The organism is Aureimonas sp. CAS (assembly GCF_059838215.1).
The window spans coordinates 2,755,451-2,781,783 of record NZ_CM187563.1 but is presented as its reverse complement, the minus strand read 5'-3'; the positions used below and the strand labels follow the sequence as shown (position 1 = coordinate 2,781,783).

Here is a 26,333-nt window from a genome sequence, read left to right as displayed (position 1 = left end):
TCAGGGAGAACGGACGGGATTGTCCAAGGGTGAAGAGCCCTACCGCCCCGGCCGACCCGTCTTGCCCGGCCGGCGCTTCTTGCGCTTCTCGTCGCCCGCGTCCTCGTAGGAGCCGCGACCGATGCGCTCGCGGCGGATGGGACGCGCATCGTCGCCGGACGCGGCTGGCGCGGGCCTGTCGCCCGACGTGACCGGCGCCGGCTTCTGCGGCGCGGGTCCGCCCTTCGGCTTCTCCGTGCGGCCGACCGTCATCTCGTCCAGCGAGTTCTTGCGGAAGTAGCTCTGGCCGGTCTGCCCGGCTTCGCCGGGCGAGCGGTTGGGCGTCGGCGTGTCGGTGCCCGGCCCCATGTCGTCGAGCGAGGGCTTGGCGAAGTAGGAGGGGGAGGGGGCCGAGCTGTCCGACGACGAGCCCTGTGATGCCCTCACCCGCCTGCCGGCACCCTCTCCCGTACCGGGAGAGGGGGAGGCTTCGGCGTCGCGGCTCTTCTTCGAGGTCGCCTCGTCGCGCTCGGCGGTGAGGCGCGAGGCGATGGGCTCGCCGCCGGGGCCGAAGACCGGGTTCACGCGGTTGAGCGAGGCGGGGCCGGAGGTGGACCTTGACTCGTCGGCGCCCTCCGAAGCCCTCACCCCCCTGCTCGTGGGCGAGCCACTCGTCTCGCCCGTCCGGTGGACACCCTCTCCCGGGACGGGAGAGGGCGAGGCTGCATCGTCGCCCTCTCGTATGGACCCCCCTCTGCCGGAAAGGGCTGCCTCGCCGCGCGGGGCCAGGGGTTCGCCCTTCGGGCCGAAGCGCGCATTGGCGGCGGGGGCGGGCTTCTTGCCGTAGCGGCCCTTGCCGCGCGCGGCGGGCGCGCCGGAGGGATAGGCGGACAGGCCGTCCTCGATGGCCAGATCGCGCGCCATCGGGTCCTCCGCGATGGCGAGCTCGGTCGCCTGCAGGCGCTTGATCTCGTCGCGCAGCCGCGCCGCCTTCTCGAAGTCGAGATCGGCGGCCGACTTTCGCATCTCCTTCTCCAGATGCTCCAGATGCGAGCGCAGATTGTTGCCGACGAGCGCGCCTTCCTTCGTGTCGCGCCCCGTGTCGACCCGGACGTGATCCTTCTCGTAGTAGGAATCGAGGATGTCGGCGATCTTCGCCTTCACCGATTCCGGCGTGATGCCGTGCTCGGCGTTGTAGGCCTCCTGCTTGTCGCGGCGCCGGTTGGTCTCGGCGATGGCGCGCTCCATCGAGCCGGTGGTGCGGTCGGCGTAGAGGATGACCTTGCCGTCGACGTTTCGCGCCGCGCGGCCGATCGTCTGGATGAGCGAGGTCTCCGAGCGCAGGAACCCTTCCTTGTCGGCGTCGAGAATGGCGACGAGCCCGCATTCGGGAATGTCGAGGCCCTCGCGCAGGAGGTTGATGCCGACCAGGACGTCGAAGGCGCCGAGCCGCAGGTCGCGGATGATCTCGATGCGCTCCAGCGTGTCGATGTCGGAGTGCATGTAGCGGACGCGCACGCCCTGCTCGTGCAGATATTCGGTGAGGTCCTCGGCCATGCGCTTGGTAAGGACGGTGGCGAGCACGCGATAGCCCTTGGCGACCGTCTCGCGGATTTCGCCCAAGAGGTCGTCCACCTGCGCGCGCGCCGGGCGGATCTCCACCGGGGGATCGGTCAGGCCCGTCGGGCGGATCACCTGCTCGGCGAAGACGCCGCCGGATTCCTCCAGCTCCCACGGGCCGGGCGTCGCCGAGACCGCGACGGTGGGCGGGCGCATCGCGTTCCACTCCTCGAAGCGAAGCGGGCGGTTGTCCATGCAGGAGGGCAGGCGGAAGCCGTATTCGGCCAGCGTCGCCTTGCGGCGGAAGTCGCCGCGATACATGGCGCCGATCTGCGGGATGGTGACGTGGCTCTCGTCGATGAAGACCAGCGCGTTGTCGGGCAGATATTCGAAGAGCGTCGGCGGCGGGTGGCCGGGCAGGCGGCCGGTGAGGTAGCGCGAATAGTTCTCGATGCCGTTGCAGGAGCCGGTGGCCTCGATCATCTCGATGTCGAAGCCGACGCGCTGCTCCAGCCGCTGCGCCTCCAGAAGGCGCCCGGCGGCGTTCAGCTCGACGAGCCGGTCTTTCAGCTCGGCGCGGATGGATTTCACCGCCTGCTGCAGCGTCGGGCGCGGCGTGACGTAATGCGAGTTGGCGTAGATCTTCACCGACTTCAGATCGTCGGTCTTCTGTCCGGTCAGCGGGTCGAACTCGTGGATCGCCTCGATCTCGTCGCCGAAGAGCGAGATGCGCCAGGCGCGGTCCTCCAAGTGGGCGGGGAAGAGCTCGATCGTGTCGCCCCGCACGCGGAAGGAGCCGCGGGTGAAGTCCATGTCGCGGCGCTTGTACTGCTGGGCGACGAGGTCGGCGAGGAGCTGGCGCTGGTCGAGCCGGTCGCCGACCGACATCTGGAAGGTCATCGCCGTGTAGGTCTCGACCGAGCCGATACCGTAGATGCAGGAGACGGAGGCGACGATGATGCAGTCGTCGCGCTCCAGAAGCGCGCGCGTGGCAGCGTGGCGCATCCGGTCGATCTGCTCGTTGATCGAGGATTCCTTCTCGATGAACGTGTCGGAGCGCGGGACGTAGGCCTCCGGCTGGTAGTAGTCGTAGTAGGAGACGAAATACTCGACGGCGTTGTCGGGGAAGAAGTTCTTGAACTCGCCGTAGAGCTGGGCCGCCAGCGTCTTGTTCGGCGCCAGGATCAGCGCCGGGCGCTGCGTCTTCTCGATGACGTTGGCGACCGTGAAGGTCTTGCCCGAGCCGGTGACGCCGAGGAGCACCTGCGTCTGGTCGCCCGTCTCCGTGATCCCGGAGACGAGGTCGCGGATCGCCGTCGGCTGGTCGCCCTTCGGCTCGTATTCGGACTGGATGCGGAAGGGGATGCCGCCTTCTGACTTCTGCGGGCGGGCGGGCCGGTGCGGCAGCCAGATCTCGCCGTTCTTCAGAAGCGGGTTGCCCTCCGAGATCAGCTTGGTGAGCGCGTCCACCGTGGCGGTGACGCCGCCGGCCGGCAGCGCCGCCGCGTCCTCGAGGCTGACGTCCATGCCGGCGACGGGGTTGAGCCCGGCCGCTGCGCGCTTCTTCGGGTCCGAGGTCGCGCCCATGGAGGTGCCGCGCGAGGACTTCGTGGCCTTGTCCTGTTTGGGCGCCTTGGCGGGCGCGGCCGGCTTCCTGGTCTTCTCCGCGCTCCCGCCAGCGGGCTCGCGCCCGCGGCTCCGCGAGGGCGCGCCATCCTCCTGCGATCCCTGTCGCGCCTGCGGCGCTCCACGCCTCTTGTCGGGCGCGACGGCCGTTCGGCCTCGCCTCGCTTCGCTCGGAGCCGTTGCGGGCTCGGCGGCCTTGCGCTCGGCCTCGACCTCCAGCCCCTGCGCGATCTCGTCGGCCCAGCCGGAGACCGGACCGGCCAGCTCCACGCCGGAAAACTCGGGCTGCGGGGCCTCGCCGAACCCTCCCGTCAGCCGCTCCGAGGCGTCCGAATAGTCGAGGATCGGGGAGCGGCGGGGGGATTTGCGCGGAGTGTCGGCCATGACCGCCAATATGGGGAACGAAACGGGTCCGGAGAAGAGCGAAGATGCCGGCTCGAACGCGGCATCGTGACCTCGGCGGCGAAGAAATTGCGGCGGAACGGTGGCCTTTCCCGCGGAGCGACGCCATAAGAAGCCATGCGGGCGGGCGGCCCGTGGGAGAGACTGCGCGGAACCGGGCGATAGGCCAGGCGCATCGTGGGAGGAACCAGATGAACGCGACGATTCTGATCGTCATCGGCCTCGCGGCCTTTGCCGCCGGCTATTTCGTCTATTCGAGATATGTCGCCGAACGCATCTACGCGCTGGATCCCGACTACAAGACGCCCGCGCACACGATGAAGGACGGGGTCGACTTCGTCCCGACCAACAAGTTCGTCCTGTGGGGCCACCACTTCACCTCCGTCGCGGGCGCGGCGCCCATCGTCGGCCCGGCCATCGCCGTCATCTGGGGCTGGGGTCCCGCCTTCGCCTGGGTGGTGCTCGGCACGATCTTCTTCGCCGGCGTGCACGATTTCGGCGCGCTCTGGGCGAGCGCGCGCAACCGGGGCCGCTCCATCGGGGCGCTGACGGAGAACGTGCTCGGCCATCGCGCGCGCTCCATCTTCATGATGGTGATCTTCCTCCTCCTGCTCATGGTCAACGCCGTCTTCGCGGTCGTGATCGCCGGGCTTCTGGTCAACTTCCCCACCGCCGTCATCCCCATCTGGGGCGCGATCGGCGTGGCGCTGGTCATCGGCCAGCTCATCTATCGTCACGGCGTCGGCCTGCTCTGGCCCTCGGTGATCGGCGTCATCGTGCTCTACGCGCTGGTCTTCGTCGGTCAGGCCTATCCGATCACGCTGCCGGACAGCTTCCTCGGCATGACGCCGAGCGTGCAGTGGATCCTCTACCTCTTCATCTATGCCGGCATCGCCTCGCAGCTTCCGGTCTGGGTTCTGCTGCAGCCGCGCGACTACATCAACGGGCTGCAGCTCTTCGTCGGGCTGATCCTGCTCTACGGGGCGACCTTCATCGCGGGCCCGCAGATCGTGGTTCCGGCCTTCAATCCGGACGTGCCGGCGGGCACTCCCTCGATCGTGCCGCTGCTCTTCGTCACCATCGCCTGCGGCGCCATCTCTGGCTTCCACGGCCTCGTGTCCTCGGGCACCTCGTCCAAGCAGCTCGACAAGGAGACGGACGCCCGCTTCGTCGGCTATTTCGGCGCGGTGGGCGAGGGCATGCTGGCGCTGGCCGCGATCGTGGCCTGCACGGCCGGCTTCGCGACGCTGGAAGCCTGGCAGGGCGTCTACACCCAGTTCTCGGCGGGCGGCGTGAACGCCTTCGTGCAGGGCGGGGCGAACATCCTGGCGGCCGGAACGGGCCTCGAAGTGGGCATCTCGGCGACGATCCTCACCGTCATGGCGGCGCTCTTCGCGGGCACGACCATGGACACGGGGCTTCGCCTGCAGCGCTACGTGGTGCAGGAGGTGGGCGAGATCGCCCACGTCAAGCCTCTGCAGAACGGCACCGTCGCGACGCTCGTGGCGCTCGCCTTCTGTCTCGCGCTCGCCTTCGGCGCGGGCACCGGCGGCGCGGGCGGCATGCTGATCTGGCCGCTGTTCGGAACGACCAACCAGCTCCTGGCCGGCCTGACGCTCTCCGTCGTCGCGGTCATGCTCCTGCGGCTGCGCCGCCCGGTCCTGCCGGTGCTCGTCCCGCTCGCCTTCGTCCTGGTGATGGCGATCCTGGCCCTGTTCATCCAGCTCGGCACCTTCTTCTCGAACGGCCAGTGGCTGCTCTTCGGGCTAGGCGCCGTGGTGCTGGTGGCGGCGCTGTTCGTGGCGGTGGAGGCGGCGCGCGGCATGCGCCGCGAATACACCCAGGCCTCGGCCGAGCCCGCCGAATAGGCGCGTGGCCGAGCGTCCCCGCTCCCGGACCGCCGCTCTCTTCGCGGCGGTCTCCGCCGGGCTCGGCGAGTTCTACGCCGCGCCCTACCGGCGGACCTTCGCGCGGGCGAGGCGCGAAGAGGACGACCTCTTCATGATGCTCGTCTTCTCCGAAAGCCTTGGCGTGCCCAATCCGGCGACCTACTACACGCTCGAACTCATGCCCGAGCTCTACGACCGGTTCCACGACTGGCACCGGCGCATGGGGATGGAGCACTCGCCGCTCGACGGGTTCCGATGCTGCTGAAGGCGCTGGAGGATCGGCAAGTCCTCTTCTTCGGCGGCAAGGGCGGCGTCGGCAAGACCACGCTCGCCTCCGCGATCGCGGCCGGATACGCGGCGCGGGGCCGCCGCGTGCTCGTCGTCTCTACCGATCCCGCGCACAATCTCGGCCATCTCTGGGGACGCGAGATCGGCTCGGAGCCCGTGCGCCTGACCGCGGGCCTCGACGGGATCGAGCTCGATCCGGCGCGCACCGTGGACGAGCATCTGAAAGGGGTCGAGCGGCAGCTGCGCAAGCTGATGCCCGAACGGCTCGGCGGCGAGGTGCGCCGCCACCTCGATCAGGCCCGCGAGGCGCCGGGCATGGTCGAGGCCGCGCTTCTGGAGCGCATCGCCGTGACGCTGGAGGAGGGGCTTTCGACCCACGACCTCGTCGTCTTCGACACCGCCCCGACGGGCCACACGACGCGGCTTCTCGAACTGCCCGAACTGATGGGCGCCTGGACGAGCGGGCTCCTGAAGGCCCGCGAGCGCTCCGACCGCTTCGCCAGCGCGCTCGGCCAGTTCCGCGCGGCCGATGCGAGCGAGGAGCCGGGCGCGAAGCTCTTCGGCGGCGAGCCGGGGCGCGAGCACGACATGCGCGCCACGCTGATGCGGCGCCAGGACCGCTTCAAGCGTCTGCGCGAGACGCTGACCGACGAGGCGCGAACGGCTTTCCTCATCGTGCTGACGCCCGAGCGGCTGCCGGTATTGGAGACGATCGAGCTTCATCGCCGGCTGGAGCAGCTGCGGGTGCCGGTCGGCGGACTTCTCGTCAACCGACGCTCGCCGCGCGGCGAAAGCGCTCTCATGGATCGCCGAGCCGAAGCGGAGGACGGGCATCTGGCGCAGTTGCGCTCGGCGCTGGGGCCCTCGGCGCCGGCGCTCGTGGAACTGCCGCTGGCGGAAGACGAGATCCTCGGCGGCGAGGCGCTTCTCGCCTTCTGCGAGCGCCATCTCGCCCGAGACTAGAACCGACTGCGGAAGAGGTCCTTCAGCCGCTCCAGCGTCTGCGGCTCGATCGCCGGCGGCTCGGTGATCTCGATCCACGCGTCGATGTAGTGCTCGGGCGCGTAGACATGGCCGTGGCCGATGGGCGAGGTCGTGGCGACCGCCATGTCGAAGGCGAGCTGCAGCATGGTGACGACCGGGAACCAGCGGAGATAGGGCGTCACGTCCGGACCCGGCTCGTCGCGCATCCAGGCCGGCTCGCGCAGGAAGGCGTAGGGGTCGAAGAAGGTGACCGGGTCGCTGGCATATTGAAGATAGCCGATCCGCATCGGCCCCCATTCGTCGCCCTGGTCGGCCAGCGTCGTTTCCTGATTGGCGAAGCGGATGATGGATCCGTCGCGAAAGCGCGGCAGCCAGGCCGGCGAACCCGGCTGGCGCTCGGCCGTCACGCGCCGCCACTGGCTGGTCGAGAAGGGGGACCGGCCCAGAGCGCGCCGTCGAAGGGATCAGCCACCACGTCGTAGAGGTCGGTGGAGGATTCGGAGTTCATCGCGCCGAGCGAGAGCCCGTGCAGATAGAGGCGCGGGCGGGCGTCGCGCGGCAGGCTCGTCCAGTGATCGTAGACGATGCGGAAGAGCGCGCGCCCGGCCTCCGCGCCGTAGCCCGGCTCGGCCAGCAGCGACAGCCAGCTCGACAGATAGGAGTATTGCAGGGCGACGGAGGCGACGTCGCCGCGATGCAGATATTCCAGCGTGTCGAGTGCGGCCGGATCGATCCAGCCCGTGCCAGTCGGCACCACGACGACGAGGGCGGAGCGCTCGAAGGCGCCGACGCGCAGCATCTCCTCGAAGGCGAGCTCGGCGCGGGCCTCCGCCGTCTCGCGCGAGTTCAGCCCGACATAGATCCGCAGCGGCTCCAGAGCGGGCGTGCCGAAGAAGGCGCCGATCTCATCCGCGCCCGGCCCCGACGCGACGAACTGGCGGCCGCGAGAGCCGAGGAGCTCCCAGTTGACGAGCGAGGCGTCGCTGCCAGTCTTGAGAGGGTTCTGCGGCCGCTGCGTCTCGGGGTCGATCCGCTGATCGAGCTCCTGAAAGGACGAGTCCGCGAGGCGCAGCGCCTGCTCGAACAGGACGCCGCTCGCCACCCACCAGAACAGGAAGGCCGTGAGCGCGAAGCCGACGAGCCGCGCCACGGGGCGCGGAACGAGGCGCTTGAGCCGGCGCGAGAGAAACAGCCAGACCCGCCCGAAGAGGAGGCCGAGCGACTTGAGGACGAGGAAGACCAGGATGGCGATCAACGCGACCTGGAAGGGATAGGCGGTCTCGGCCGGCGGCAGATCCATCAGCCGGCGCACCGAACTCTGCCATTCGGCAGCACGCCAGGCGAAGGCGACGACGGCGGCGAGGCAGACGAGGCCGGCCGTCAGCTTCAGCCAGCCCTCGGCGCGCCGGCTCGGCATCGGCAGTTCGAGCTGGCGCCAGATCCAGGAGAGGAGAACGCCGATGGCGTAGCCCGCGGCCAGCGAGGCGCCGGTGAGCGGCCCCTGCATGTAGGGCTCGCGAGGCAGGAGGCTCGGCGTCAGCGAGGCGGCGTAGAAGAGCGCGCCGAGGAGAAGCCCCGGCGTGGAGAAATTGGCGCGCAGGCGGCGCGCGAGATCGATCAGGGTCTGCGGCACGAGCGGCAAACTAGGGCACCCGTCCGAAAACCGTACACGGTTTTCCGGATGGCCGGCATGCCGCTCGCGAGGGCGAACCTCGATCCTCAGCGGGCGGGGCGGATCGAGGCCGGCGCGATGGTCGTGCCCTGCATGCAGGCCGACATCTCCGCGACCTCGCCGACGATCTCGACGCGGTCGCCGCCGCGATAGCCCTGGAGGTCGCCGGCGATGGAGTAGAGCCGGCCGTTGTCGCCGCGCAGCGTCGGGCAGGTCGCGCCCTCGTTGGACAGGACGCCGACGACGCGGACCCGATCGGAACCCGGCCGACCCGGATTGCCCGGACGACCGCGCGGTTCACCGATCCGGTAGGCGCCCGAGGCGAGCGGGCGCATGCGCTCGTCCAGCACCTCCCAGCTCCAGCGCTGGCCCGGACGCGCCGAGCCGGGCAGGTCGAGCTCGGCCGTCGCGATGCCGCGATGACCGGCGCGCACGCCCAGATCGGTGCCCGAGCCGCCCCGGTCGGGATCGGTGGCGACGACGATGCGCTCGCCGGGCCGCAGGCCGGAGATCTGGAAGGCGACGATGCCGCCAGGCACGGCCTCGCCGTCGTCGACCGACACCTGCACGCTGCGCTGTTCGGCGCCCGGACGCGGCGGGCGGGGCGGCTGCGGCGGCCGGGCGCCGCCGAAGACGATCTCGCGCCCCACCTGCAGGTCGCGCTCCGACAGGCCCGGATTGGCGGCGAGGAAGGCCTGGAGCGGGACGCCGAAGGCGCGCGCGATGGAGGAGAGCGTGTCGCCGCGCTGGACGACGTAGCGCCCGGAGGGGGCGGGCGCGGGCGGGGCGCCTGCGCCGCGCCCGTCGAGGGCGACACGTGCGCCGACCTGGAGACGGTTCCAGTCGATCCGGGGATTGGCGCGCTGGATCTGGGCGGGCGAGAGGCCGCAGCTGCGCGCGATGCGCGAGAGCGTGTCGCCGGGGCGCACGACCCAGACGGACGAGCAGCCGGAGACGGCCTGCGCCTTCGCGATGGGCGCTGTGGCGGGCAGGAGAGGCAGCGCCAAGGCGAGAGCGAGGGCGGCGCGCGACAGGCGGGCAGGCGACATGACGATGGTCCCTTCGACGAAGACGGAAAGCCCGGCGGCAGCCGTCGGCCGAGGTCTTAGCGGACCCAAGCTGACGCGAAGTTGAACGGGGGAAAGCGGCCGAATTCGGAGGGGCGGGGCGGTAAAGGGGTGGCCATCGCGCGCCGCGTTCAGCTTTCGCTTACCAAACCGGGCTAGCCTTCGCCTCATCCGCTCGAGTTTCGCGGAGGATGAAAGGCCATCCCGATGGTATTGCGTAAAAACGGATGGCGCATCGTCACGCTCGCCGTCGCCGGTATCGCGACGGCGAGCGCCCTTCCGAGCGCTTCGATCGCCCAGGGGACCCTCGTCTGGGGCGGCCACGTGCCGCCGCCGCCCGCGCCGGGGGAGGCGCCGGTCTACGTTCCGAGCCCGGCCTATTCCTCCGACGGCTCGACGCCGCACCAGTCGAACTTCAGCAACATCCAGCCCTCTCCGCCGCAATTCCTGCCGCCTCCGGTCGAGCCCGCCGCGACGGCCTCCGCGCCGATGCCGCCCGCGCCGCTGGAGACGCAGGTCTCGCACACGCCGCCGCCCGGACCGGGCGATTACGGCCGCACCTATCCGGTTCAGCAGGCACCGGCCGCGCTGCCCGCGCCCGAGCCGGTGCGGGAAGCCGCCCTGCCGCCGCTGACGCCGGGCGTCTCGATCGACGATTCCAGCCCCGGCGGGCTCTACGGCTCGGTGCCGGAAGACAATTTCGACCCCTGGGAGGGGCTGACCGAGGTGACGCCGGGCGCCGAACCCGCGCCGGTGCCGCGCCCCGCCGCGCCCGTGGCGCCGGCCGCGCCCGCGCCCGTCCAGACGCCGGTCCCGTCCTATGCGGCGCTGGAGCGGGTCGAGCCCGCGCGCCCGGAGTCGCGCGGCTGGAGCTGGAACCCGTTCCGCTGGGGGCGCGGCGCGCACGAAAGCCGCACGCCCTCCGGCTACCGCGCCCTGCCGCGCCAGGAAGCGGCCTGCCGGCGCGAGCTGCAGCGGCGCGGCGTCCAGTTCACCGACGCGCGCTCGGTCGGCGACGGTCGCACGCACGGCATCCAGCACCCCGTCCGCGTGACGATGGCCGCCAAGGGCATCGCCATGCAGCCGCCCGCGCTCCTGAACTGCGCGACCGCGCTGCAGACGGCGCGCTGGCTCGACGAGGAGGTCCGCTCGGCGGCCCGCTGGACCCTGTGGAAGCAGCCGGCGGCGGTCATCAACGCCTCGTCCTACCGCGTTTCGCGGATCGCCGGCACGCGCACGATCTCCGAACACGCGCTCGGCAACGCCCTCGACGTGCGCGGCCTGCGCTTCACCGACGGCTCAACCTTCCTGGTGGAGCCCAAGGGCGCCTTCTCGCCGCGCGAGCGCTCCTTCCAGAACCAGATCCGGCAGGCGGGCTGCCGCTACTTCGGAACGGTGCTCGGCCCCGGATACAACCGGGCGCACGACGACCACTTCCATTTCGACGTGAAGGCGAGAATGCGCCCCGTCTGCAAGTAACGGGGAACCGGACCGGAGGATCGCGACGTTTCGGGGGCATGTCGGGGCAGCGCGGCTGCCCCGCGCCCCCGGAGGATGTCCCCATGAAGCGAACTCCCCTGCTTGCCGCGGCGCTGCTCTTCGCCGCCGCGCCGATCGCCCTCGCACAACCCGCCCCGCCGCCCGGAGGACCCGACGGCCCGCGTGGCGGACCGCGCGCGGAAGAACGCGGCGGACCCGACAACCGCGACAGGGATCGCGAGCGCGACCGGGAAGAGCGCCGCGAGCGTGAGCGTGGCCGCGACCGCGACCGTGAGCGCGACCGTGAGCGCGGGGAGCGGGGCGAGCGCGGACTCCGCGAACACGGCGAACGACACGGCCCGCATCACGGTCCGCGCGAAGGCGCCAGCTTCCGCCTCGACATGGGCCCGCTCGGATCGCTGACCGTGCGCTGCGGCGACGAGCCCCTGCGCGGCTGCATGGAGGCCGCTCGGCCGCTGATCGACGCGGCGACCGGCGCCGCGATGCCGGCGCCACAGGGCGCGGCCGGCGTCGTGCCGCTTCCCCCGGTCGAGCCGGGACAGGACGACGCGCCGGACGTTCCGCTGCCGGAGGACACGGCGGCGGGCGAGACGCCGCCGCTTCCCGAATCCCTGAGCGGCGATGAGAACGCCGACGGCCCGCCGATCGAGGTTCTGGAGGACGGCCTGCCGGACGAGCCCAACGTGGAGACCCCGGTCATCGACGGGCTCGAAGGCGGCCCGGAGCCGCGTCCGGCCAACTGACCGAACGAGGAGGGACGCCGCGCCGGACGCGGCGTCCCTCTCGTCAGTCCTGAGGGGGAACGGCCTTCGGGCGGCCGTTCTCGTCGAGAGCCACCATCACGAAGACACCCTCCGTCACCTTCTCCATCTCGTGCGTCAGATAGCGCTGCGCCCAGGCCTCGATGAAGAGGGTGATGGAGGTCCGCCCGATCTTCTCGATCCGCGAATAGACGCTGAGCGCGTCCCCCACATGGACGGGTCGGCGGAAGACCAGCGTGTTGACGGCCATGGTGACCACGCGCCCCTGAGCGCGCTCCGCGCCCCGGATGCCGGCGGCGAGATCCATCTGCGACATGACCCAGCCGCCGAAGATGTCCCCGGCGGAATTGGCGTCCTTCGGCATCGCGGGCACCCGCATCGTCAGTTCGCCGTTCGGCCGTTCCGTCTCGCTCATGCGCCCTCCTTTGCCCGGGTTTCGTCCCCGGCCGCGATGATGGCGGGACGGAAGAAGAGCCGCAATCCTCGCCTGAGCATGGGAGCCCTGCGGCGTCGAGGCCGGCGGAACCAAACGCGTCACCGAATGCTTAGTCGCTCGAACGGTGCGGATTGTCGCACCCCTTCATCCATTTTCGAGAGACACACATGAAGCCACTGGTTCTCGCCTCCGCCTTCGCCGTCCTGATGAGCGGCGCCGCCTTCGCGCAGCAGACGCCCGCGGCTCCGGCACCCGGCAGCGACCCGGCGGTCAACACCAATCCGACCACGCCCGAGCCTTCGCCCGCCAACGGTCTGGCGCCCGAGGGCACGACGCCCGCCCCGGCCGCTCCGGCCGGCACCGATCCGGTGACGCCGGGCTCCGAGGCGGCCGAGCCCGAGGCGATGGGGGTGGAAGGCGGCTCGCCCATCGTGACGCTGCCGGAGGTCCAGTCGGGCGCCGCGCCCGCGCACTTCCTCGCGGACGACCTTGAGGGAGAGGACGTGTACGGCTCGATGAACGAGGAGATCGGCGACGTGTCCGACATCGTCCTCTCGGCGGACGGCACGGTCGCGGCGATCGTGATCCAGGTCGGCGGCTTCCTCGGCATCGGCCAGAAGGACGTGCTGGTCGACTGGAACGCGGTCGAGATCGTCGCCGACGGCGACGACGACATTCGCATCCTCGCCCCGACGCTGACGCGCGAGATGCTGGAAGAGGCCGAGGGCGTCGATCTCGACACCATGCTGATCGGCCGCGACTGATCCACTGCAGAACGTGAAATGAGGCCGCTCCGGGGAAACCGGGGCGGCCTCGTCGCATCAGGCGTCGGGAAGCCAGGTCGAGGGCTGCCAGCCGGGAAGGGCCTCCACCCGCGCGAGCCATTCGCGAATGGCGGGGAAGGGCTGGAGGTCGAACCCGCCCTCCGGCGCCGTCGCGGTGTAGGGATAGAGCGCGATGTCGGCGAGCGTCGCCGTCTTGCCGACGAGGAAGGGGCTCGCGGCGAGGCGTTGCTCCATCACGCGAAGGGCGTTCTCCCCCTTTGCGAGCGTCGAGGCCATGCGCTCGGGCGTCGCGGCGTCGCGGCGCTCCTCGTAGACGCTGAGGGAGCGTCGCATCGCGATCGAGGCTTCGTGCTGGTTCTGTTCGAAGAACATCCAGCGCAGCATCTGCGCGCGGCCGAAGACGTCGGTCGGAACGAAGCCCGTTCCCTCGCCGAGAAAGACGAGGATGGCGTTGGATTCGGCGAGGGTCCGCCCGTCGTCGAGGACGAGCAGCGGCACCTGCCCCGCCGGGTTGAGCGCAAGGAAGGCAGGCTCCTTCGTGCCGCCGTCGAGCATCGACACCTCGACATGGCGGAAGCGCCGGCCCGTCAGCGCCATCAGAAGGCGCGGCTTGTAGCAATTGCCGCTGTCCGTCATTCCGTGGATCGTGATCATCGCCGTCCTCGCGCGCCGCTTGTGGTCGCGCGAGTGTGTCGAAACGTGCGCGGGCGCGCCAATTCGCAATCGCGAAGACACCCATCAGCACAATTCATGGGCGGGGAGCGTGGCTTGCCTTGCACGCATTCGCGCGCGGACCTATGCATGGCCGATTTTCGCGGGGTGCGCCCGCGAAAGCTCGCCCGTGATACATCCGGAGCCGCCCCATGGCCTTCCTCGCCAGCGCCCTCGATCGCGTGAAGCCGTCCGCGACCATCGCCGTCACCCAGAAGGCGCGCGAGTTGAAGGCCAAGGGCCGCAACGTCATTTCGCTGGGCGCGGGCGAACCGGACTTCGACACGCCCGACAACATCAAGGACGCCGCGATCGACGCGATCCGTCGTGGCGAGACCAAGTACACGCCCGTTTCCGGCATCGTGCCGCTGCGCGAGGCGATCGCCAGGAAGTTCAAGCGCGAGAACGGGCTGGACTACAAGCCCGAGCAGACGATCGTCGGCACCGGCGGCAAGCAGATCCTCTTCAACGCCTTCATGGCGACGCTGAACCCCGGCGACGAGGTCGTCATCCCGGCGCCCTACTGGGTCAGCTACCCGGAGATGGTGTCGATCTGCGGCGGCACACCCGTCTTCGTCGAGGCCAAGCTGGAGACGAACTTCAAGCTGACGCCCGACGCCCTGGAAGCGGCGATCACGCCGAAGACCAAGTGGTTCCTGTTCAACTCGCCGTCGAACCCGTCGGGCGCCGCCTACACCCATGAGGAGCTGAAGGCGCTGACCGACGTGCTCATGCGCCACGAGCATGTCTGGGTGCTGACCGACGACATGTACGAGCACCTCGTCTATGGCGGCTTCAAGTTCGCGACCCCGGTCGAGGTCGAGCCCAAGCTCTACGACCGCACGCTGACCATGAACGGCGTGTCCAAGGCCTATGCCATGACCGGCTGGCGCATCGGCTACGCCGCCGGTCCGCTGGCGCTCATCAAGGCGATGGACATGATCCAGGGCCAGCAGACGTCGGGCGCCTGCTCGATCGCGCAATGGGCGGCCGTCGAAGCGCTGAACGGGCCGCAGGACTACGTCTCGGAGAGCCGGGTCGCCTTCGAGCGCCGCCGCGACCTCGTCGTCTCCATGCTCAACCAGTCGAAGGGCCTGAAGTGCCCGACGCCGGAGGGCGCCTTCTACGTCTACCCGTCGGTCGCCGAGCTGATCGGCTCGAAGACGCCGGCCGGCAAGGTGATCGAGAGCGACGAGGACTTCGTCTCCGAGCTCCTGGAAGCCGAGGGCGTGGCGGTGGTGCACGGATCGGCCTTCGGCCTCGGCCCGAACTTCCGCCTCTCCTATGCGGCGGCCGACGACGTTCTGGAGGACGCCTGCTCGCGCATCCAGCGCTTCTGCGCCAGCCTTGAGCGGTAGGGTTCTCGACCATTTGAAATGCGAAAGGCCCGGCAAGTTCGCCGGGCCTTTTTCGTTCGGGGGTGAAGCTCTTCAGGTCGCGCTCTGCGGCGCGCCGAGGGGGGGCGAAGACCCCCCTTCGACCTCAGTCCTTCGGACGGCGCTTCGGTCCCGCGCCGTCGCGCTTGAAGCCGCCCTCGGCACCGGCGAACTTCTTCTTGTGGAAGGGCCCGCGCGGCTTGCCTTCGCCCTGCGGGCGGTCGCCCTCGCGCGGCTTGTACGCCCGCTCGCCCTCGGCGCGTGCCGGACGCTCGCCGTCGCGCGGCCTGAACTTGCGCTCGCCGCCCTCGCGCGGCTTGAAGTCGCCCTTCGGCCCGCGCGGCTTCCCGAACGGCGGCTTGCCGCCCTTCGGCCGGTCGGCGCTGCGCCCTTCCGCCTCGGCGGGCGCGCCGTCGGCGTAGGAAATCTCGATGTCGTCGACCGTGCCGAGCGCGGCCTTGGCGAACTTCGCCGCACCGCTGGCGACGACCTCGAACTTGGTCTCGCGGTCGAAGATCTTGATCGCGCCGATCTCCTGCTTGGTCGTCTTGCCGCGACGGCAGAGGAGCGGCAGCAGCCATTTCGGGTCGGCCGAGTTGCGCCGGCCGATGTCGAGGCGGAACCAGACGAAGTCGCCGGCATCGCGCGGGTCCTTGCCGCCGCGCTCGCGGGCGCGCTCGCCCCGGTCGGGCTTCGCCTCGCGCGAGAAGCCGGGATCGTAGACGTCCTCGGGCGCGGGCAGGCGCTGGCGCCAGATGCGCGCCAGCAGGCCGGCGAGCGCCTCGGGCGAGCGGCCTTCCAGAAGCCGGCGGCCGCTGGCCAGATCGTCTTCGGCGAGCTCTTCCGCAAGGATCGGGTCGGCGAGCATGCGCTCCTCGTCGAGGCGGCGGATGTCGTCGGCGGTCGGCGCGCCGCCCCATTCGGGAACGATGCTCGCCTCCACCATCAGACGCTCGGCCTTCTTGCGGCGCGAGATCGGGACGAGGAGGACGGAGATGCCCTTGCGGCCCGCGCGGCCCGTGCGGCCCGACCGGTGCTTCAGCGTCTCCCAGTCGTTCGGCAGCTCGGCATGGATGACGAGGCCGAGGCTCGGCAGATCCAGCCCGCGCGCGGCGACGTCGGTCGCCACGCACACCCGCGCGCGTCCGTCGCGCAGCGCCTGCATGGCCTGGTTGCGCTCCGACTGCCCGAGCTCGCCGGAAAGGGCGACGGCCGAGAAGCCGCGCTCGACGAGGCCGGAATGCAGATGCCGCACGCTCTCGCGCGTGTTGCAGAAGACGATGGCGCTCGGCGCCTCGTGATAGCGCAGCAGGTTGACGACCGCGTGCTCGGTCTCGGTCGGCGCGATGCGCACGGCCTTGTAGGCGATGTCGGCATGGGTCTCGGAGGAGCGCGTCGCCTCGATGCGCAGCGCGTCGCGCTGGTAGCGCTTGGCCATCGTGGCGATGGTCTTGGGCAGCGTCGCGGAGAAGAGCAGCGTGCGGCGTGTCGACGGCGTCGCCTCGAGGATGAACTCCAGATCCTCGCGGAAGCCGAGATTGAGCATTTCGTCCGCCTCGTCGAGGACCAGCGCGCGCAGGGCGCCGATTAGGAGCGCGCCGCGCTCCAGATGGTCGCGCAGGCGGCCGGGCGTGCCGACGACGATGTGGGCGCCGCGCTCCAGCCGGCGGCGCTCCGAGCGCGGGTCCATGCCGCCGACGCAGGTGACGACCTGCGCGCCGACCTCGGCATAGAGCCATTCGAGCTCGCGCTGGACCTGAAGCGCGAGCTCGCGCGTCGGGGCGACGACGAGCGCCAGGGGCTCGCCCGCCTCGGGCAGGGCGCCCGCCTCGTTCAGAAGCTCGCCATGGAGCGCGAGGCCGTAGGCGACGGTCTTGCCCGAGCCGGTCTGCGCGGAGACGAGAAGGTCGCGGCCGTTGGCGCGCTCCTCGGTGACGGCGGCCTGGACGGGGGTCGGCTCGGCATAGCCGCGCGCGGACAGGCTGGCGGCGAGCGGGGCGGGCAGTTCGGGAAAGGGCACTTCGATACGTCCTTCGGGAAGGTGGCGCGGAACGCGCCGCACGTCCGGTCGGACGCGGATGGGTTGCTCTCGTCCAGATGCCGTCGATGCGGCTCGGGTTCGAGCGAGAGCGGATGGGGGCTCGAACCGTCGATGCCGCCTGTCTGCGGCCGAATTGCGCGACCGGCGCGACCCGGACCTCGAGAAGCAGGCTGGCGACGAAAAAAAGCCGGACCCGAAGGCCCGGCAGGGAAGGGTGGATACCCTTGGGAGGAAACCACCGGCGCGGGATGGGAGGAGGAGTTCCCGGCGCCGATCTGCCACTCAACATATCCGACGCGGCGTGCTCATCCAGATGCATTCGTGCAAGGGTGCCATGTTTTTCAGCATGGCTTTGCTTTCAGGCAGTCTCAGAACGCCCAGGTGCGCGCCTTGGAGATGAGGAAGTCGCGGAACACCTTCAGCTTGGCCGCGTCGCGCAGCTGCTCCGGATAGCAGAGATAGGTGTTGAAGGTCGGCATCTCCATCTCGGGCAGGAGCTGCACGAGCTTGGAATCCTTGTCGATCATGTAGTCCGGCAGGAGCGCGATGCCGATGCCGCGCTCGATGGCCGACTTCACCGCCATCAGATTGTTGATCTCCAGGATCGGTCGGCGCGACTGGCCCTCCGGCAGGCCGACGGTCTCCAGCGTGTTGAGGTTGCGCAGATAGTCGGGCGCGGGCTCGCCGAAGGTGATGATGCGGTGGTTGTCGAGATCCTCGATCGTCTCCGGCCGCCCGTAGCGCTGGATGTAGGAGGGCGCCGCGTAGACGTGGAGATGCACGGTGAACAGGCGGCGCTGGATCAGGTCCGGCTGCTGCGGCTGGCGCAGGCGGATGGCGCAGTCCGCCTTGCGCATGGTGAGGTCGATCTCCTCGTTGTCGAAGACCAGCTGGAGTTCGAGCTCGGGATAGAGCTCCAGAAACTCCTGCGCGCGCTGGGTCAGCCAGCCGGAGCCCAGGCCCACCGTCGTCGTCACGCGCAGCTTGCCCTGCGGCTTCTCCCGCGTCTCGGTCAGCTGCATGCGGACCGATTCCAAGCGCTTCAGGACATCCGTCGTCGTCTGGTACAGAAGCTCGCCCGGTTCGGAGAGGACGAGACCGCGCGCATGGCGGTGGAAGAGCGGCGAGCCGATCTCCTGCTCCAGCGCCGCGACCTGGCGCGAGATGGCCGATTGCGAGAGGTTGAGGGCGCTCGCGGCATGCGTGAAGGACCCCGCCTCCGCCGCCGCATGGAAGATGCGCAGCTTGTCCCAGTCGAGCGCCATCGTCTCCCCGCCGTTCCCCTTGCCTCGTCGTCAGTCCGCTACTCGGCCGCCTGCGCGCGCTCGGCCACCTGGTTCGCCTGCAGCCAGCGCTCGGCCTCCAGCGCGGCCATGCAGCCGAGCCCGGCCGCCGTCACCGCCTGCCGGTAGACGTCGTCGGCGACGTCGCCCGCAGCGAAGACGCCCTCGATCGAGGTCCGCGTCGTGCCGGGCTCCACCCAGAGATAGCCGCCCGGCTTCTGGCGCAGCTGCTGGCCGAAGACCTCCGTCGCCGGCGCATGGCCGATGGCGACGAAGACGCCGTCGGCGGCGATCTCGCGGATGTCGCCGGTGCCGCGATGGCGCAGCTTCACGCCGGTGACCGACTTCATCGGCTTGTGGGCGCCGACGATCTCGGCGATCTCGCTGTCCCAGATCACTTCAACGTTCGGCAGCGCCAGCAGGCGGTTCTGCAGGATGCGCTCGGCGCGGAACTCGTCGCGCCGGTGCACGACCGTGACCGATTTGGCGATGTTGGCGAGGTACAGCGCCTCCTCGACCGCCGTGTTGCCGCCGCCGACAACCACCACGTCCTTGTTGCGGTAGAAGAAGCCGTCGCAGGTGGCGCAGGCCGAGACGCCGAAGCCCTGGAACTCGTTCTCCGAGTCGAGCCCGAGCCACTTGGCCTGCGCGCCGGTGGCGATCACCAGCGCGTCGCAGGTGTAGACCGTGCCGCCGTCGCCGGTCAGGCGGAAGGGACGGCGCGACAGGTCGGCCTCGACGATGAGGTCGGAGACCATCTCGGTGCCGACGTGGAGCGCCTGGGCCTTCATCTCCTCCATCAGCCAAGGGCCCTGGATGGGGTCGCGGAAGCCCGGATAGTTCTCTACGTCGGTGGTGATGGTGAGCTGCCCGCCCTCCTGCAGCCCGGCGACGAGGAGCGGCTTGAGCATGGCGCGCGCGGCGTAGATCGCGGCCGTGTAGCCGGCGGGCCCGGAGCCGACGATCAGGATTTCCGAATGGCGTTCGGTCATGGCGCGCTCGCTTGCTCGTCTCGTCCGGCCACAGATGGTGGCGCCTCTCCATCTTCCATAGGGGAGGGGCGGAAGCGAGACAATGAGGGTGGCTTGCGCGCAACGGCCTCGGAACGCCTTTTGCGGAGGGGTTGCGGGTCGGCCGGCGTGCCGCTAGGAGAGTTTCGTCCCGCGGCACGAGAGAAGGGGAGGGCGCATGGCATCGACATTCGGCACATCTCCCCGGCGCGAAAACCCGCGCAGCTGATTCCGCCGCCTCGTCGGCGCCGATCGGCCCCTCGCTCACCCCGCTCCGGCGGGTTCTCCACGATCCGACACGACTGACCGGTCCGCCTCTCGCGCGCCGCTCGTCGATCGTCGATCGTCCTATTCGGGACGGCGCTCCCTTTGGCGCCGCAAGACGACATGACCCGCAAGAGAAGCCGGTGCGCCAGCGCCTTCCCGCGCGTTCTCGCCTTCACCTTCGCCAACTGGCGGCAGACCCCCGGTCTCGTCGCCGCCATCGCGTTCGGCATGACGGTGGCGACCGTCGCCGACATTCTCGTACCGCTCTTCGCCGGACGGCTCGTCGACGCCATCGCCGTCCATGCGGGCGACGTCGACACGGGGCTGTCCGCCGCGATCCCGGCGCTCGGCGCCATGGCCGTGCTCGGCTGCGTCTTCCTCGCCAGCCGCCACATGGCGTGGATGCTCGTCATCCCGATGACGCTGCGCATCATGTCGAGCGTGGCGCATCGCGGCTTCGCCCACGTCCAGCGCTTCTCGACGGACTGGCACGCCAACGCCTTCGCCGGCTCGACGGTGCGCCAGATCACGCGGGGCATGTGGTCGCTCGACCTGCTGCACGACACGCTGCTGCTCGCGCTCCTGCCCTCGCTCGTCGTCCTTCTGGGAACGGTGGCGCTGATCGGCTGGCACTGGCCGGTGATGGGCGTGACGATGGCGATCGGGGCGACGGCCTACATCGCGACCACGGTGCTCCTCGCCACGCGCTGGGTGGCGCCGCTGGCGCGCGTCTCCAACGCGCTCGACACGCGGACGGGCGGCGTCCTCGCCGACGCGCTCGGCTGCAACGCCGTGGTGAAGGCCTTCGGCGCCGAGGAGCGGGAGGAGGCGCGCCTGTCGGGCGCCATCGCCCGCTGGCGGCGCATGACGCGCCACACCTGGACGCGGGCGACCTATGCCGGCCTGATCCAGAACGCGCTGCTCTGGACCTTGCGCATCGCCATCGCGGCCGTCGCGCTCTGGCTCTGGGCCAACGGGCGCGCCACGCCCGGCGACGTCACCTACGTGCTGACGACCTACTTCGTCGTCCATGGCTATCTGCGCGAGATCGGCATGCACGTGCAGAACCTCCAGCGTTCGGTGAACGAGATGGAGGAGCTGGTGGACCTCTTCGACGAGACGCCGGGCGTGACCGACCGGCCCGGCGCGCGGCCGATCGAGGTGCGGACGGGCGAGATCCGCTTCGAACGGGTGAACTTCCGCTACGGACGGCACGCGACGCCCCTCTATGACGGGCTGGACGTGACGATCCGCGCGGGCGAGCGGGTCGGGCTCGTCGGCCATTCGGGCTCGGGCAAGACGACCTTCGTCAAGCTCGTGCAGCGGCTCTACGACGTGACCGGCGGCCGGATCCTGATCGACGGGCAGGACATCTCGGGCGCGCAGCTCACCTCGCTTCGCCGCCAGATCGCGATCGTGCCGCAGGAGCCGATCCTGTTCCACCGCTCGCTCGCCGAGAACATCGCCTACGGACGGCCCGGCGCCAGCCGGCGGCAGATCGAGGAGGCGGCCGAGCTGGCGAGCGCGCACGGCTTCATCACCCGCCTGCCGCGCGCCTACGAGACGATGGTGGGCGAGCGGGGCGTGAAGCTGTCGGGCGGCGAGCGCCAGCGCGTGGCGCTGGCCCGCGCCTTCCTGGCGGACGCGCCGATCCTGATCCTGGACGAGGCGACGTCGAGTCTCGATTCGGAATCGGAGGCCCTGATCCAGGCGGCGATGGAGCGGCTGATGGCGGGGCGGACCTCGCTCGTCATCGCCCACCGGCTCTCCACCGTCCGCTCGCTCGACCGCATCCTCGTCTTCGAGCGCGGGCGGATCGTCGAGGACGGGACGCATGGGGAGCTGGTGCTGGGAGGCGGTCCCTATGCGCGGCTGTCCGCCATCCAGGAGGGCGGCCTGATCGTGGACGGCGCCGGGACGAGCTGACGGGAAGGCCCGCCGGGGCCTCCGTCATCCGAAGAACGGCACCGCCGGCCGCGTCCAAGCGGACGGCCGGCGGTGCCGAAATGCCATACCGGTCCGTGGATCGATGCGGTAGAAGGCGCATCGGCCGCACCCGGCGAACCGGACCACCAAACGCCCAGCGGTAGGGGAGCGCTCCGATCTTTCGAACCGTCGCCCATGTCGCCTCGCTCTTCGCCATCGCGCTCGCGCTGGCGATGCTGCTGCCGGCGCTCGTCGACCACGCCGACGGGAACGACGACTGGATCGTCTTCGCCGGCTCCGCCGTCATGGTGGCGGCCATCGCTATCCTCGTCGCCGTCGCGACGCAGGGACGGCGCCTGCACATGTCCCAGCGCGTCGGCTTTCTGCTCGTCACCTGCGTCTGGCTGACCGCCAGCGTCGTCGCGGCGCTTCCGCTGTATCTGTCCGGCCTGACGAACAGCTTCGAGGCCGCCGTCTACGAGGCCGTCTCGGGGATCACCACGACCGGCGGCACCGCGCTCGTCGGGCTCGATTCCATGCCGCGCGGCATTCTGCTCTGGCGCTCGCTCCTGCAATGGCTCGGCGGGATCGGCCTCGTCGCCATGATGGTGCTGATCCTGCCGCAACTGCGGTCCGGCGGACTGTCCCTTCTGCGGCTGGAAAGCTCCGACCGCTCCGAGAAGCTGCTGCCGCGCTTCTCCCAGCTCGCCGTCGCGCTGTTCTGGATCTACGGCACGCTGACGCTGGCCTGCACCTTCGCCTACTATCTCGCGGGGATGACGCTCTTCGACGCGGTCAACCACGCGATGACGACGGTGACGACGGCCGGCTTCTCCACGCACGACGCCTCGCTCGGCCATTACGGCACGCCCGGCGTCCTGATCACGGGCATCGTCTTCATGCTGCTCGGCGCCCTGCCGGCGGTCCTCTACATCCGCATCTTCCTGCCGGGCTCGCTCGTGCGGTTCCGCGATCCGCAGGTGACGGTCTTCCTGGGCATCTGCCTCGGGCTCGGCCTCGCCCTCTCGGGCGTGCGCTACGTGCTCGAAGGCGTGCCGGCGGGCGAGGCGCTGCTCACCGGCTTCTTCAACCTCGTCTCGCTCATCACCACCACGGGCTACGCCACCGGCGACTATATGCTCTGGCCGAACGCGGCGCTCGGCATCCTCCTGCCGGCGCTCTTCATCGGCGGCTGCGCCGGCTCCACCGCCGGCGGCATCAAGGTGAGCCGCGTCGTGATCCTGTTCTCGCTGGTGCGGGCGAACTTCCGCCGGCTGCTGCGTCCCAACGCCGTGCAGCCGATGAAATACGGCCGGCTCGACGTCTCGGCCCTCGCGATCGAGACCCTCGTCATCTTCATCGTCCTCTATTTCACCATGACGATCTTCGGGACGATCGGTCTGACGCTCTTCGGCCTGGACTTCATCTCCGCCTTCTCCGCTTCGCTTTCGGCCGTCGGCAATGTGGGCCCGGGCTTCGGCCCGCTGATCGGCCCGGCCGGCAATTTCGCCGCGCTGCCCGAGGGCGCGCTCTGGATCCTGTCCTTCCTGATGCTGGTCGGACGGCTGGAGATCGTCACCGTGCTCGTTCTTCTGACGCCGGGCTTCTGGAGGGACTGATGCTGCCGATCCGCTTCATCAATCTCGACCGGGCCGGCGAGCGGCGGCGCTCGCTGGAGGCGCAGGCGCAGGCGCTCGGCCTGACGCTGGAGCGGGTTCGGGCCGTCGAGGTCGGCGACATTCCCGCGGAGCGGACGAGGGCCCTGGCGGGGACATGGGAGCGAGATCTGTCCGGCGGCGAGATCGGCTGCTTCCTGTCGCATGTCGGCCAGTGGGAGCGGATCGTCCGGGAGGACCGGCCCGCCTTGATCCTGGAGGACGACGCCGTCCTGTCCCGCCGCCTGCCCGGCGCGCTCGCCGCGATCGAAGGGCTCGAGGGCGTCGACCTCCTCAATCTGGAGGATCTCGGCCGCCGGCGCTTTCTGGCGCGAGGCGGGGGAGAGGCGCTGACGGGGGATGTGCGCCGCGTGCGCTGTCACCGCGACAAGGCCGGCACGGCGGGCTACGTCGTCTGGCCGAGCGGGGCGCGGCGTCTGCTTCAGGGCGCGAGGGATCGCGCCGCGCCTGCCGACGCCTGGCTCCACGGCGCGGCGCTGGAAGCCTATGTCTGCGAGCCGCCGCTCGTGCTCCAGGCCTTCGTTCTCGATGCCCTCGGCGGGCAGAGCGGGCTGGAGGCGACGAGCTTCGTCCAGCCCGAGGCCGGCGGGCCACGAAAGCCCCGTGCCCGCACGCCGGCGCAGGTGGCCCGGCGGGCGCGCACGCAGCTGGCCCTTCTGCCGCTCCAGGCGCGCCGCCTGACGGACATCGTCTATCGGCGCGTCGCCTGCGACCTGGCGGACTTCCGGTAGGTCGAACGACCGCCTCGGACTATCGGCTCCAGAGGCGCGCATAGACGCCGTCCAGCGCATCGGCCTCGCGCGCGATCGAAAAGCGCGTGCGCACATGATCGAGGGCGGCCGCACCGGCGGCGGCGCGGTGCCCCTCGTCGTCCATGAAGGGCAGGCAGGCCTCGGCGAGCGCCTCGGCGCTTCCGGCACGAACGATCGTTCCGACCTCGGGTCCTGCGATCAGCTCCGGGAAGGCGCCGACGTCGCTCGCCACGACCGGGACGCCGCTCGCCATCGCCTCCAGCGGCGTCAGCCCGAAACCCTCCCAGCGCTGCGGAGCGACGAAGAGGTCGAGCGCGCGATACCAGTCGGGAATGTTCGTGTGCTCCCCGACGAAAAGGATCCTGTCCGACAGCCCCGCCGCTTCCACCTTCTCCCGCAGCCCCGCCTCGAACGCGGCATGCTCGGCCGTCGTGCGGCCGGCGACGACGGCGGACCAGCCGGGGCGGCTCGGCAGGAGACCGATCATCGCGTCGACGAAGAGGTCCGTGCCCTTCTGACGGCGCACCCGGCCGAAGCAGCCGACATGGCGCTGCGACGGGTCGAGCTTCAGCCCCGCCTTGGCCTTCGAGCGATCCTGCGCGGGGCGGAAGCGGTCGGTGTCGATGCCGTGGAGCACGACGTCGTGGGGGATCTGGAGATAGGCGCCGGTGCGCGCGCTGGTGGCGACCACGGCGTCCATGCGCCGGATCAGCCATCGCGTGTAGCGCGTGTGGTCGCGCTGCGAGGCGGAGGTGAAGACGAGCTTGAGCTTCATGCGCAGGATGTCGCGCATGAGAATGCCGGGCAGCATCTCGACATTGCGGCGCGCATGCCAGATGCGGAAGGGGCGGCCCTTCGGGGCGCGCCAGAAGCCGGAGAGGTCGCGCCAGCGCAGCCGCGGCAGCTCCCGCGGCAGGCCGGGCCCCAGCGCCGCGATGCCCAGCCTCTTCGCCTGGACCGGCACGAGCTGGATGATCGTGGAGGTGACGCCCGACAGGCGGCGCTTGAAGTTCGGCGCGACGACCTGAACGTTCTCGACGCGGATCTTCGGCGAGCTCATGTGTCAGGTCGGCCTTGCGGTGGGTAGGGCGCGAAGCCCGGTTCCCTCGTAGATGTCGGTGAGCGGAAGTCGGATCACGGACCCCGGCAGCTCCAGCTCGATCATGCCGTCCACGATCACCGCATCCGGAACGAGACGACCTTCGTCGTCGCGCCGCCAGACGAGAAGGCGAGGCTCGGACTGCGAGACGCAGACATACTGCCGGATCGTCGGGACGCCGTCATAGTCCCGCAGCTTGCGAGTCTGGTCGTACCAACCCGTCGAGTCCGACAGGACTTCGAAAACGACCGTGGGTTCCGAGGCGTCGTGCGCCTTGGGGTCGAACCGGCCGCAGTCGATCGTCACGTCGGGGTAGCGGGAGTTTCCCGTCGTCGTGATCGGTACACGAAGGTCGGAGCCGACCGGGCGGCAGGGGCCCCCGCGAAGCGACGTCCGCAGAGACGAGACGATGTTGGCGGCGATCAGCGCATGGCCCTGGGTGCCGCCGGCCATCATGACGGCCTGCCCGTCGATCAGCTCGAAACGCCGGTCCTGAGCCTCTTCCCAATCGAGAAACTCTGCGAGCGAGAAGACGCGACGGTGGAGCTCGCTCATCTCGCTCTCCTGCAGAACGAACGACGTTACGCCCAGCGGACCTCGAGCACCTCGTAGGAGCGCGCGCCGCCGGGGGCCGCGACCTCGACCGTGTCGCCCTCGCCCTTGCCGATGAGGGCGCGGGCGATCGGCGAGGTGACGGAGATGCGACCCTGCTTCACGTCGGCTTCCTGCTCGCCGACGATCTGGTAGGTCTTCTCCTCCTCGGTGTCCTCGTCGACGAGCTTCACCGTCGCGCCGAACTTGATCCGGTCGCCCGAAAGCTTGGCGACGTCGATCACCTCGGCGCGCGCCGTCAGATCCTCCAGCTCGGAGATGCGGCCCTCGTTCAGGCTCTGCGCCTCCTTGGCGGAGTGATATTCGGCATTCTCGGAGAGGTCGCCATGGGCGCGGGCCTCGGAGATCGCGGTGATGATCCGCGGACGCTCCTCCTGCTGGCGACGCCGAAGCTCCTCCTTGAGGGCCTCGAATCCGCTCACGGTCATCGGGACCTTTTCCATCGCACTCACCCTCATGTCCGGCGCGCCGGCCTTAAGCTGACGGCGCCCCGCTTCGTTGTTCGGCCTACAGCACCGGCCCGAAAATCGGAATCGACTTTCGGAACGCCTGATGCGCAGATCCAAAGAGATAGAGCGACCCCTCGTGCGTCCCAACGGACGCAGGGCGCTCTAAGGCCGAATACAGGACG

20 protein-coding genes and 1 pseudogene are annotated in these 26,333 nt (G+C 70.2%); 10 read left to right on the top strand and 11 right to left on the bottom strand.

Annotated features, from left to right (window positions below):
* Nucleotides 1-39: 39 nt before the first annotated feature.
* Nucleotides 40-3,549 (bottom strand): excinuclease ABC subunit UvrB, encoded by a 3,510-nt coding sequence (gene uvrB / locus AC6R2M_RS13295; protein ID WP_500482897.1) that lies wholly within the window; start codon nt 3,547-3,549, stop codon nt 40-42.
* Nucleotides 3,550-3,758: 209 nt separating this feature from the next.
* On the opposite strand from uvrB, the gene AC6R2M_RS13290 reads away from it, so the two are divergent.
* Genes AC6R2M_RS13290 through AC6R2M_RS13280 form a run of 3 tightly spaced genes read left to right on the top strand, consistent with a single transcriptional unit; the run spans nt 3,759 to nt 6,707 of the window.
* Nucleotides 3,759-5,435: a carbon starvation CstA family protein gene (locus AC6R2M_RS13290; protein ID WP_500482895.1), complete on the top strand. Its 1,677-nt coding sequence runs from the start codon at nt 3,759-3,761 to the stop codon at nt 5,433-5,435.
* Nucleotides 5,436-5,439: 4 nt separating this feature from the next.
* Nucleotides 5,440-5,721: a cory-CC-star protein gene (locus AC6R2M_RS13285; RefSeq protein WP_500482893.1), complete on the top strand. Its 282-nt coding sequence runs from the start codon at nt 5,440-5,442 to the stop codon at nt 5,719-5,721.
* Complete coding sequence (locus tag AC6R2M_RS13280; protein ID WP_500482892.1) at nt 5,712-6,707, top strand: ArsA family ATPase; 996 nt, start codon at nt 5,712-5,714, stop codon at nt 6,705-6,707. The genes AC6R2M_RS13285 and AC6R2M_RS13280 overlap by 10 nt, the downstream gene beginning before the upstream one ends.
* Here AC6R2M_RS13280 and AC6R2M_RS13275 read toward each other — a convergent pair.
* Nucleotides 6,704-8,235 (bottom strand): annotated as a pseudogene (locus tag AC6R2M_RS13275) (alpha/beta hydrolase). The gene AC6R2M_RS13280 and the pseudogene AC6R2M_RS13275 overlap by 4 nt on opposite strands.
* Nucleotides 8,236-8,447: 212 nt before the next feature.
* Nucleotides 8,448-9,449 (bottom strand): LysM peptidoglycan-binding domain-containing protein, encoded by a 1,002-nt coding sequence (locus tag AC6R2M_RS13270; RefSeq protein ID WP_500482890.1) that lies wholly within the window; start codon nt 9,447-9,449, stop codon nt 8,448-8,450.
* A gap of 225 nt (nt 9,450-9,674) precedes the next feature.
* Here AC6R2M_RS13270 and AC6R2M_RS13265 point away from each other — a divergent pair, with 225 nt between their 5' ends.
* Both AC6R2M_RS13265 and AC6R2M_RS13260 read left to right on the top strand, forming a co-directional pair.
* The gene (locus AC6R2M_RS13265) at nt 9,675-10,946 is read left to right on the top strand and encodes an extensin-like domain-containing protein (protein ID WP_500482888.1); all 1,272 of its coding nucleotides are present in this window, start codon (nt 9,675-9,677) and stop codon (nt 10,944-10,946) included.
* 83 nt (nt 10,947-11,029) lie between these two features.
* Nucleotides 11,030-11,710, top strand: coding sequence for a hypothetical protein (locus tag AC6R2M_RS13260; protein ID WP_500482886.1), 681 nt, complete (start codon nt 11,030-11,032; stop codon nt 11,708-11,710).
* 43 nt (nt 11,711-11,753) lie between these two features.
* On the opposite strand, the gene AC6R2M_RS13255 is transcribed toward AC6R2M_RS13260, so the two are convergent.
* Nucleotides 11,754-12,143 carry an acyl-CoA thioesterase gene (locus tag AC6R2M_RS13255; RefSeq protein WP_500482884.1) on the bottom strand — a complete coding sequence of 130 codons (390 nt, stop codon included), beginning with the start codon at nt 12,141-12,143 and terminating at the stop codon, nt 11,754-11,756.
* A 188-nt stretch (nt 12,144-12,331) separates the two neighbouring features.
* Between AC6R2M_RS13255 and AC6R2M_RS13250 the strand changes: the two genes are divergently transcribed.
* Entirely contained in the window at nt 12,332-12,928 is a 597-nt protein-coding gene (locus AC6R2M_RS13250) for a PRC-barrel domain-containing protein (RefSeq protein WP_500482882.1), read from the top strand.
* Nucleotides 12,929-12,985: 57 nt separating this feature from the next.
* Here AC6R2M_RS13250 and AC6R2M_RS13245 read toward each other — a convergent pair whose 3' ends face one another.
* Nucleotides 12,986-13,603, bottom strand: coding sequence for a glutathione S-transferase family protein (locus AC6R2M_RS13245; protein ID WP_500482880.1), 618 nt, complete (start codon nt 13,601-13,603; stop codon nt 12,986-12,988).
* A 209-nt stretch (nt 13,604-13,812) separates the two neighbouring features.
* Here AC6R2M_RS13245 and AC6R2M_RS13240 point away from each other — a divergent pair, with 209 nt between their 5' ends.
* On the top strand, nt 13,813-15,018 hold the full coding sequence (locus AC6R2M_RS13240; RefSeq protein WP_500482878.1) for a pyridoxal phosphate-dependent aminotransferase: 1,206 nt from the start codon (nt 13,813-13,815) through the stop codon (nt 15,016-15,018).
* 124 nt (nt 15,019-15,142) lie between these two features.
* Here AC6R2M_RS13240 and AC6R2M_RS13235 read toward each other — a convergent pair whose 3' ends face one another.
* The 3 genes from AC6R2M_RS13235 to trxB form a co-directional block, all read right to left on the bottom strand.
* Complete coding sequence (locus AC6R2M_RS13235) at nt 15,143-17,056, bottom strand: DEAD/DEAH box helicase (protein WP_500482876.1); 1,914 nt, start codon at nt 17,054-17,056, stop codon at nt 15,143-15,145.
* A gap of 389 nt (nt 17,057-17,445) precedes the next feature.
* Nucleotides 17,446-18,342: a LysR family transcriptional regulator gene (locus AC6R2M_RS13230; RefSeq protein ID WP_500482874.1), complete on the bottom strand. Its 897-nt coding sequence runs from the start codon at nt 18,340-18,342 to the stop codon at nt 17,446-17,448.
* 38 nt (nt 18,343-18,380) lie between these two features.
* Nucleotides 18,381-19,352: a thioredoxin-disulfide reductase gene (trxB, locus tag AC6R2M_RS13225; protein ID WP_500482872.1), complete on the bottom strand. Its 972-nt coding sequence runs from the start codon at nt 19,350-19,352 to the stop codon at nt 18,381-18,383.
* A gap of 405 nt (nt 19,353-19,757) precedes the next feature.
* On the opposite strand from trxB, the gene AC6R2M_RS13220 reads away from it, so the two are divergent.
* The 3 genes from AC6R2M_RS13220 to AC6R2M_RS13210 all read left to right on the top strand — a co-directional run bounded on the left by AC6R2M_RS13220 (nt 19,758) and on the right by AC6R2M_RS13210 (nt 23,970).
* Nucleotides 19,758-21,563, top strand: coding sequence for an ABC transporter ATP-binding protein (locus tag AC6R2M_RS13220; RefSeq protein ID WP_500482870.1), 1,806 nt, complete (start codon nt 19,758-19,760; stop codon nt 21,561-21,563).
* Nucleotides 21,564-21,796: 233 nt separating this feature from the next.
* Nucleotides 21,797-23,182, top strand: coding sequence for a TrkH family potassium uptake protein (locus AC6R2M_RS13215; protein ID WP_500482868.1), 1,386 nt, complete (start codon nt 21,797-21,799; stop codon nt 23,180-23,182).
* Nucleotides 23,182-23,970, top strand: a complete 789-nt coding sequence (locus tag AC6R2M_RS13210; RefSeq protein ID WP_500482866.1) for a glycosyltransferase family 25 protein — start codon at nt 23,182-23,184, stop codon at nt 23,968-23,970. Before AC6R2M_RS13215 ends, AC6R2M_RS13210 begins: the two co-directional genes overlap by 1 nt.
* A gap of 19 nt (nt 23,971-23,989) precedes the next feature.
* Here the strand turns inward: AC6R2M_RS13210 and AC6R2M_RS13205 are convergent, their stop codons facing one another.
* From AC6R2M_RS13205 to greA, 3 genes are read right to left on the bottom strand one after another with little or no spacing between them, the layout of a single operon-like run.
* Entirely contained in the window at nt 23,990-25,051 is a 1,062-nt protein-coding gene (locus AC6R2M_RS13205; protein WP_500482864.1) for a glycosyltransferase family 4 protein, read from the bottom strand.
* A gap of 3 nt (nt 25,052-25,054) precedes the next feature.
* A complete protein-coding gene (locus AC6R2M_RS13200) occupies nt 25,055-25,645 on the bottom strand; it encodes a Uma2 family endonuclease (protein WP_500482862.1) in 591 nt (196 codons plus the stop codon).
* 26 nt (nt 25,646-25,671) lie between these two features.
* The gene (gene greA, locus AC6R2M_RS13195; protein WP_500482860.1) at nt 25,672-26,145 is read right to left on the bottom strand and encodes a transcription elongation factor GreA; all 474 of its coding nucleotides are present in this window, start codon (nt 26,143-26,145) and stop codon (nt 25,672-25,674) included.
* Nucleotides 26,146-26,333 lie beyond the last annotated feature (188 nt).

Bases quoted from the DNA above. Each gene is read 5' to 3' on its own strand.
- AC6R2M_RS13205 (WP_500482864.1), bottom strand. From the start codon at position 25,051: ATGAGCTCGCCGAAGATCCGCGTCGAGAACGTTCAGGTCGTCGCGCCG.
- AC6R2M_RS13245 (WP_500482880.1), bottom strand. From the start codon at position 13,603: ATGATCACGATCCACGGAATGACGGACAGCGGCAATTGCTACAAGCCG.
- greA (WP_500482860.1), bottom strand. From the start codon at position 26,145: ATGGAAAAGGTCCCGATGACCGTGAGCGGATTCGAGGCCCTCAAGGAG.
- AC6R2M_RS13250 (WP_500482882.1), top strand. From the start codon at position 12,332: ATGAAGCCACTGGTTCTCGCCTCCGCCTTCGCCGTCCTGATGAGCGGC.
- AC6R2M_RS13215 (WP_500482868.1), top strand. From the start codon at position 21,797: ATGCTGCTGCCGGCGCTCGTCGACCACGCCGACGGGAACGACGACTGG.
- AC6R2M_RS13200 (WP_500482862.1), bottom strand. From the start codon at position 25,645: ATGAGCGAGCTCCACCGTCGCGTCTTCTCGCTCGCAGAGTTTCTCGAT.
- trxB (WP_500482872.1), bottom strand. From the start codon at position 19,352: ATGACCGAACGCCATTCGGAAATCCTGATCGTCGGCTCCGGGCCCGCC.
- AC6R2M_RS13280 (WP_500482892.1), top strand. From the start codon at position 5,712: ATGCTGCTGAAGGCGCTGGAGGATCGGCAAGTCCTCTTCTTCGGCGGC.
- uvrB (WP_500482897.1), bottom strand. From the start codon at position 3,549: ATGGCCGACACTCCGCGCAAATCCCCCCGCCGCTCCCCGATCCTCGAC.
- AC6R2M_RS13240 (WP_500482878.1), top strand. From the start codon at position 13,813: ATGGCCTTCCTCGCCAGCGCCCTCGATCGCGTGAAGCCGTCCGCGACC.
- AC6R2M_RS13230 (WP_500482874.1), bottom strand. From the start codon at position 18,342: ATGGCGCTCGACTGGGACAAGCTGCGCATCTTCCATGCGGCGGCGGAG.
- AC6R2M_RS13260 (WP_500482886.1), top strand. From the start codon at position 11,030: ATGAAGCGAACTCCCCTGCTTGCCGCGGCGCTGCTCTTCGCCGCCGCG.
- AC6R2M_RS13255 (WP_500482884.1), bottom strand. From the start codon at position 12,143: ATGAGCGAGACGGAACGGCCGAACGGCGAACTGACGATGCGGGTGCCC.
- AC6R2M_RS13290 (WP_500482895.1), top strand. From the start codon at position 3,759: ATGAACGCGACGATTCTGATCGTCATCGGCCTCGCGGCCTTTGCCGCC.
- AC6R2M_RS13265 (WP_500482888.1), top strand. From the start codon at position 9,675: ATGGTATTGCGTAAAAACGGATGGCGCATCGTCACGCTCGCCGTCGCC.
- AC6R2M_RS13270 (WP_500482890.1), bottom strand. From the start codon at position 9,449: ATGTCGCCTGCCCGCCTGTCGCGCGCCGCCCTCGCTCTCGCCTTGGCG.
- AC6R2M_RS13220 (WP_500482870.1), top strand. From the start codon at position 19,758: ATGACCCGCAAGAGAAGCCGGTGCGCCAGCGCCTTCCCGCGCGTTCTC.
- AC6R2M_RS13210 (WP_500482866.1), top strand. From the start codon at position 23,182: ATGCTGCCGATCCGCTTCATCAATCTCGACCGGGCCGGCGAGCGGCGG.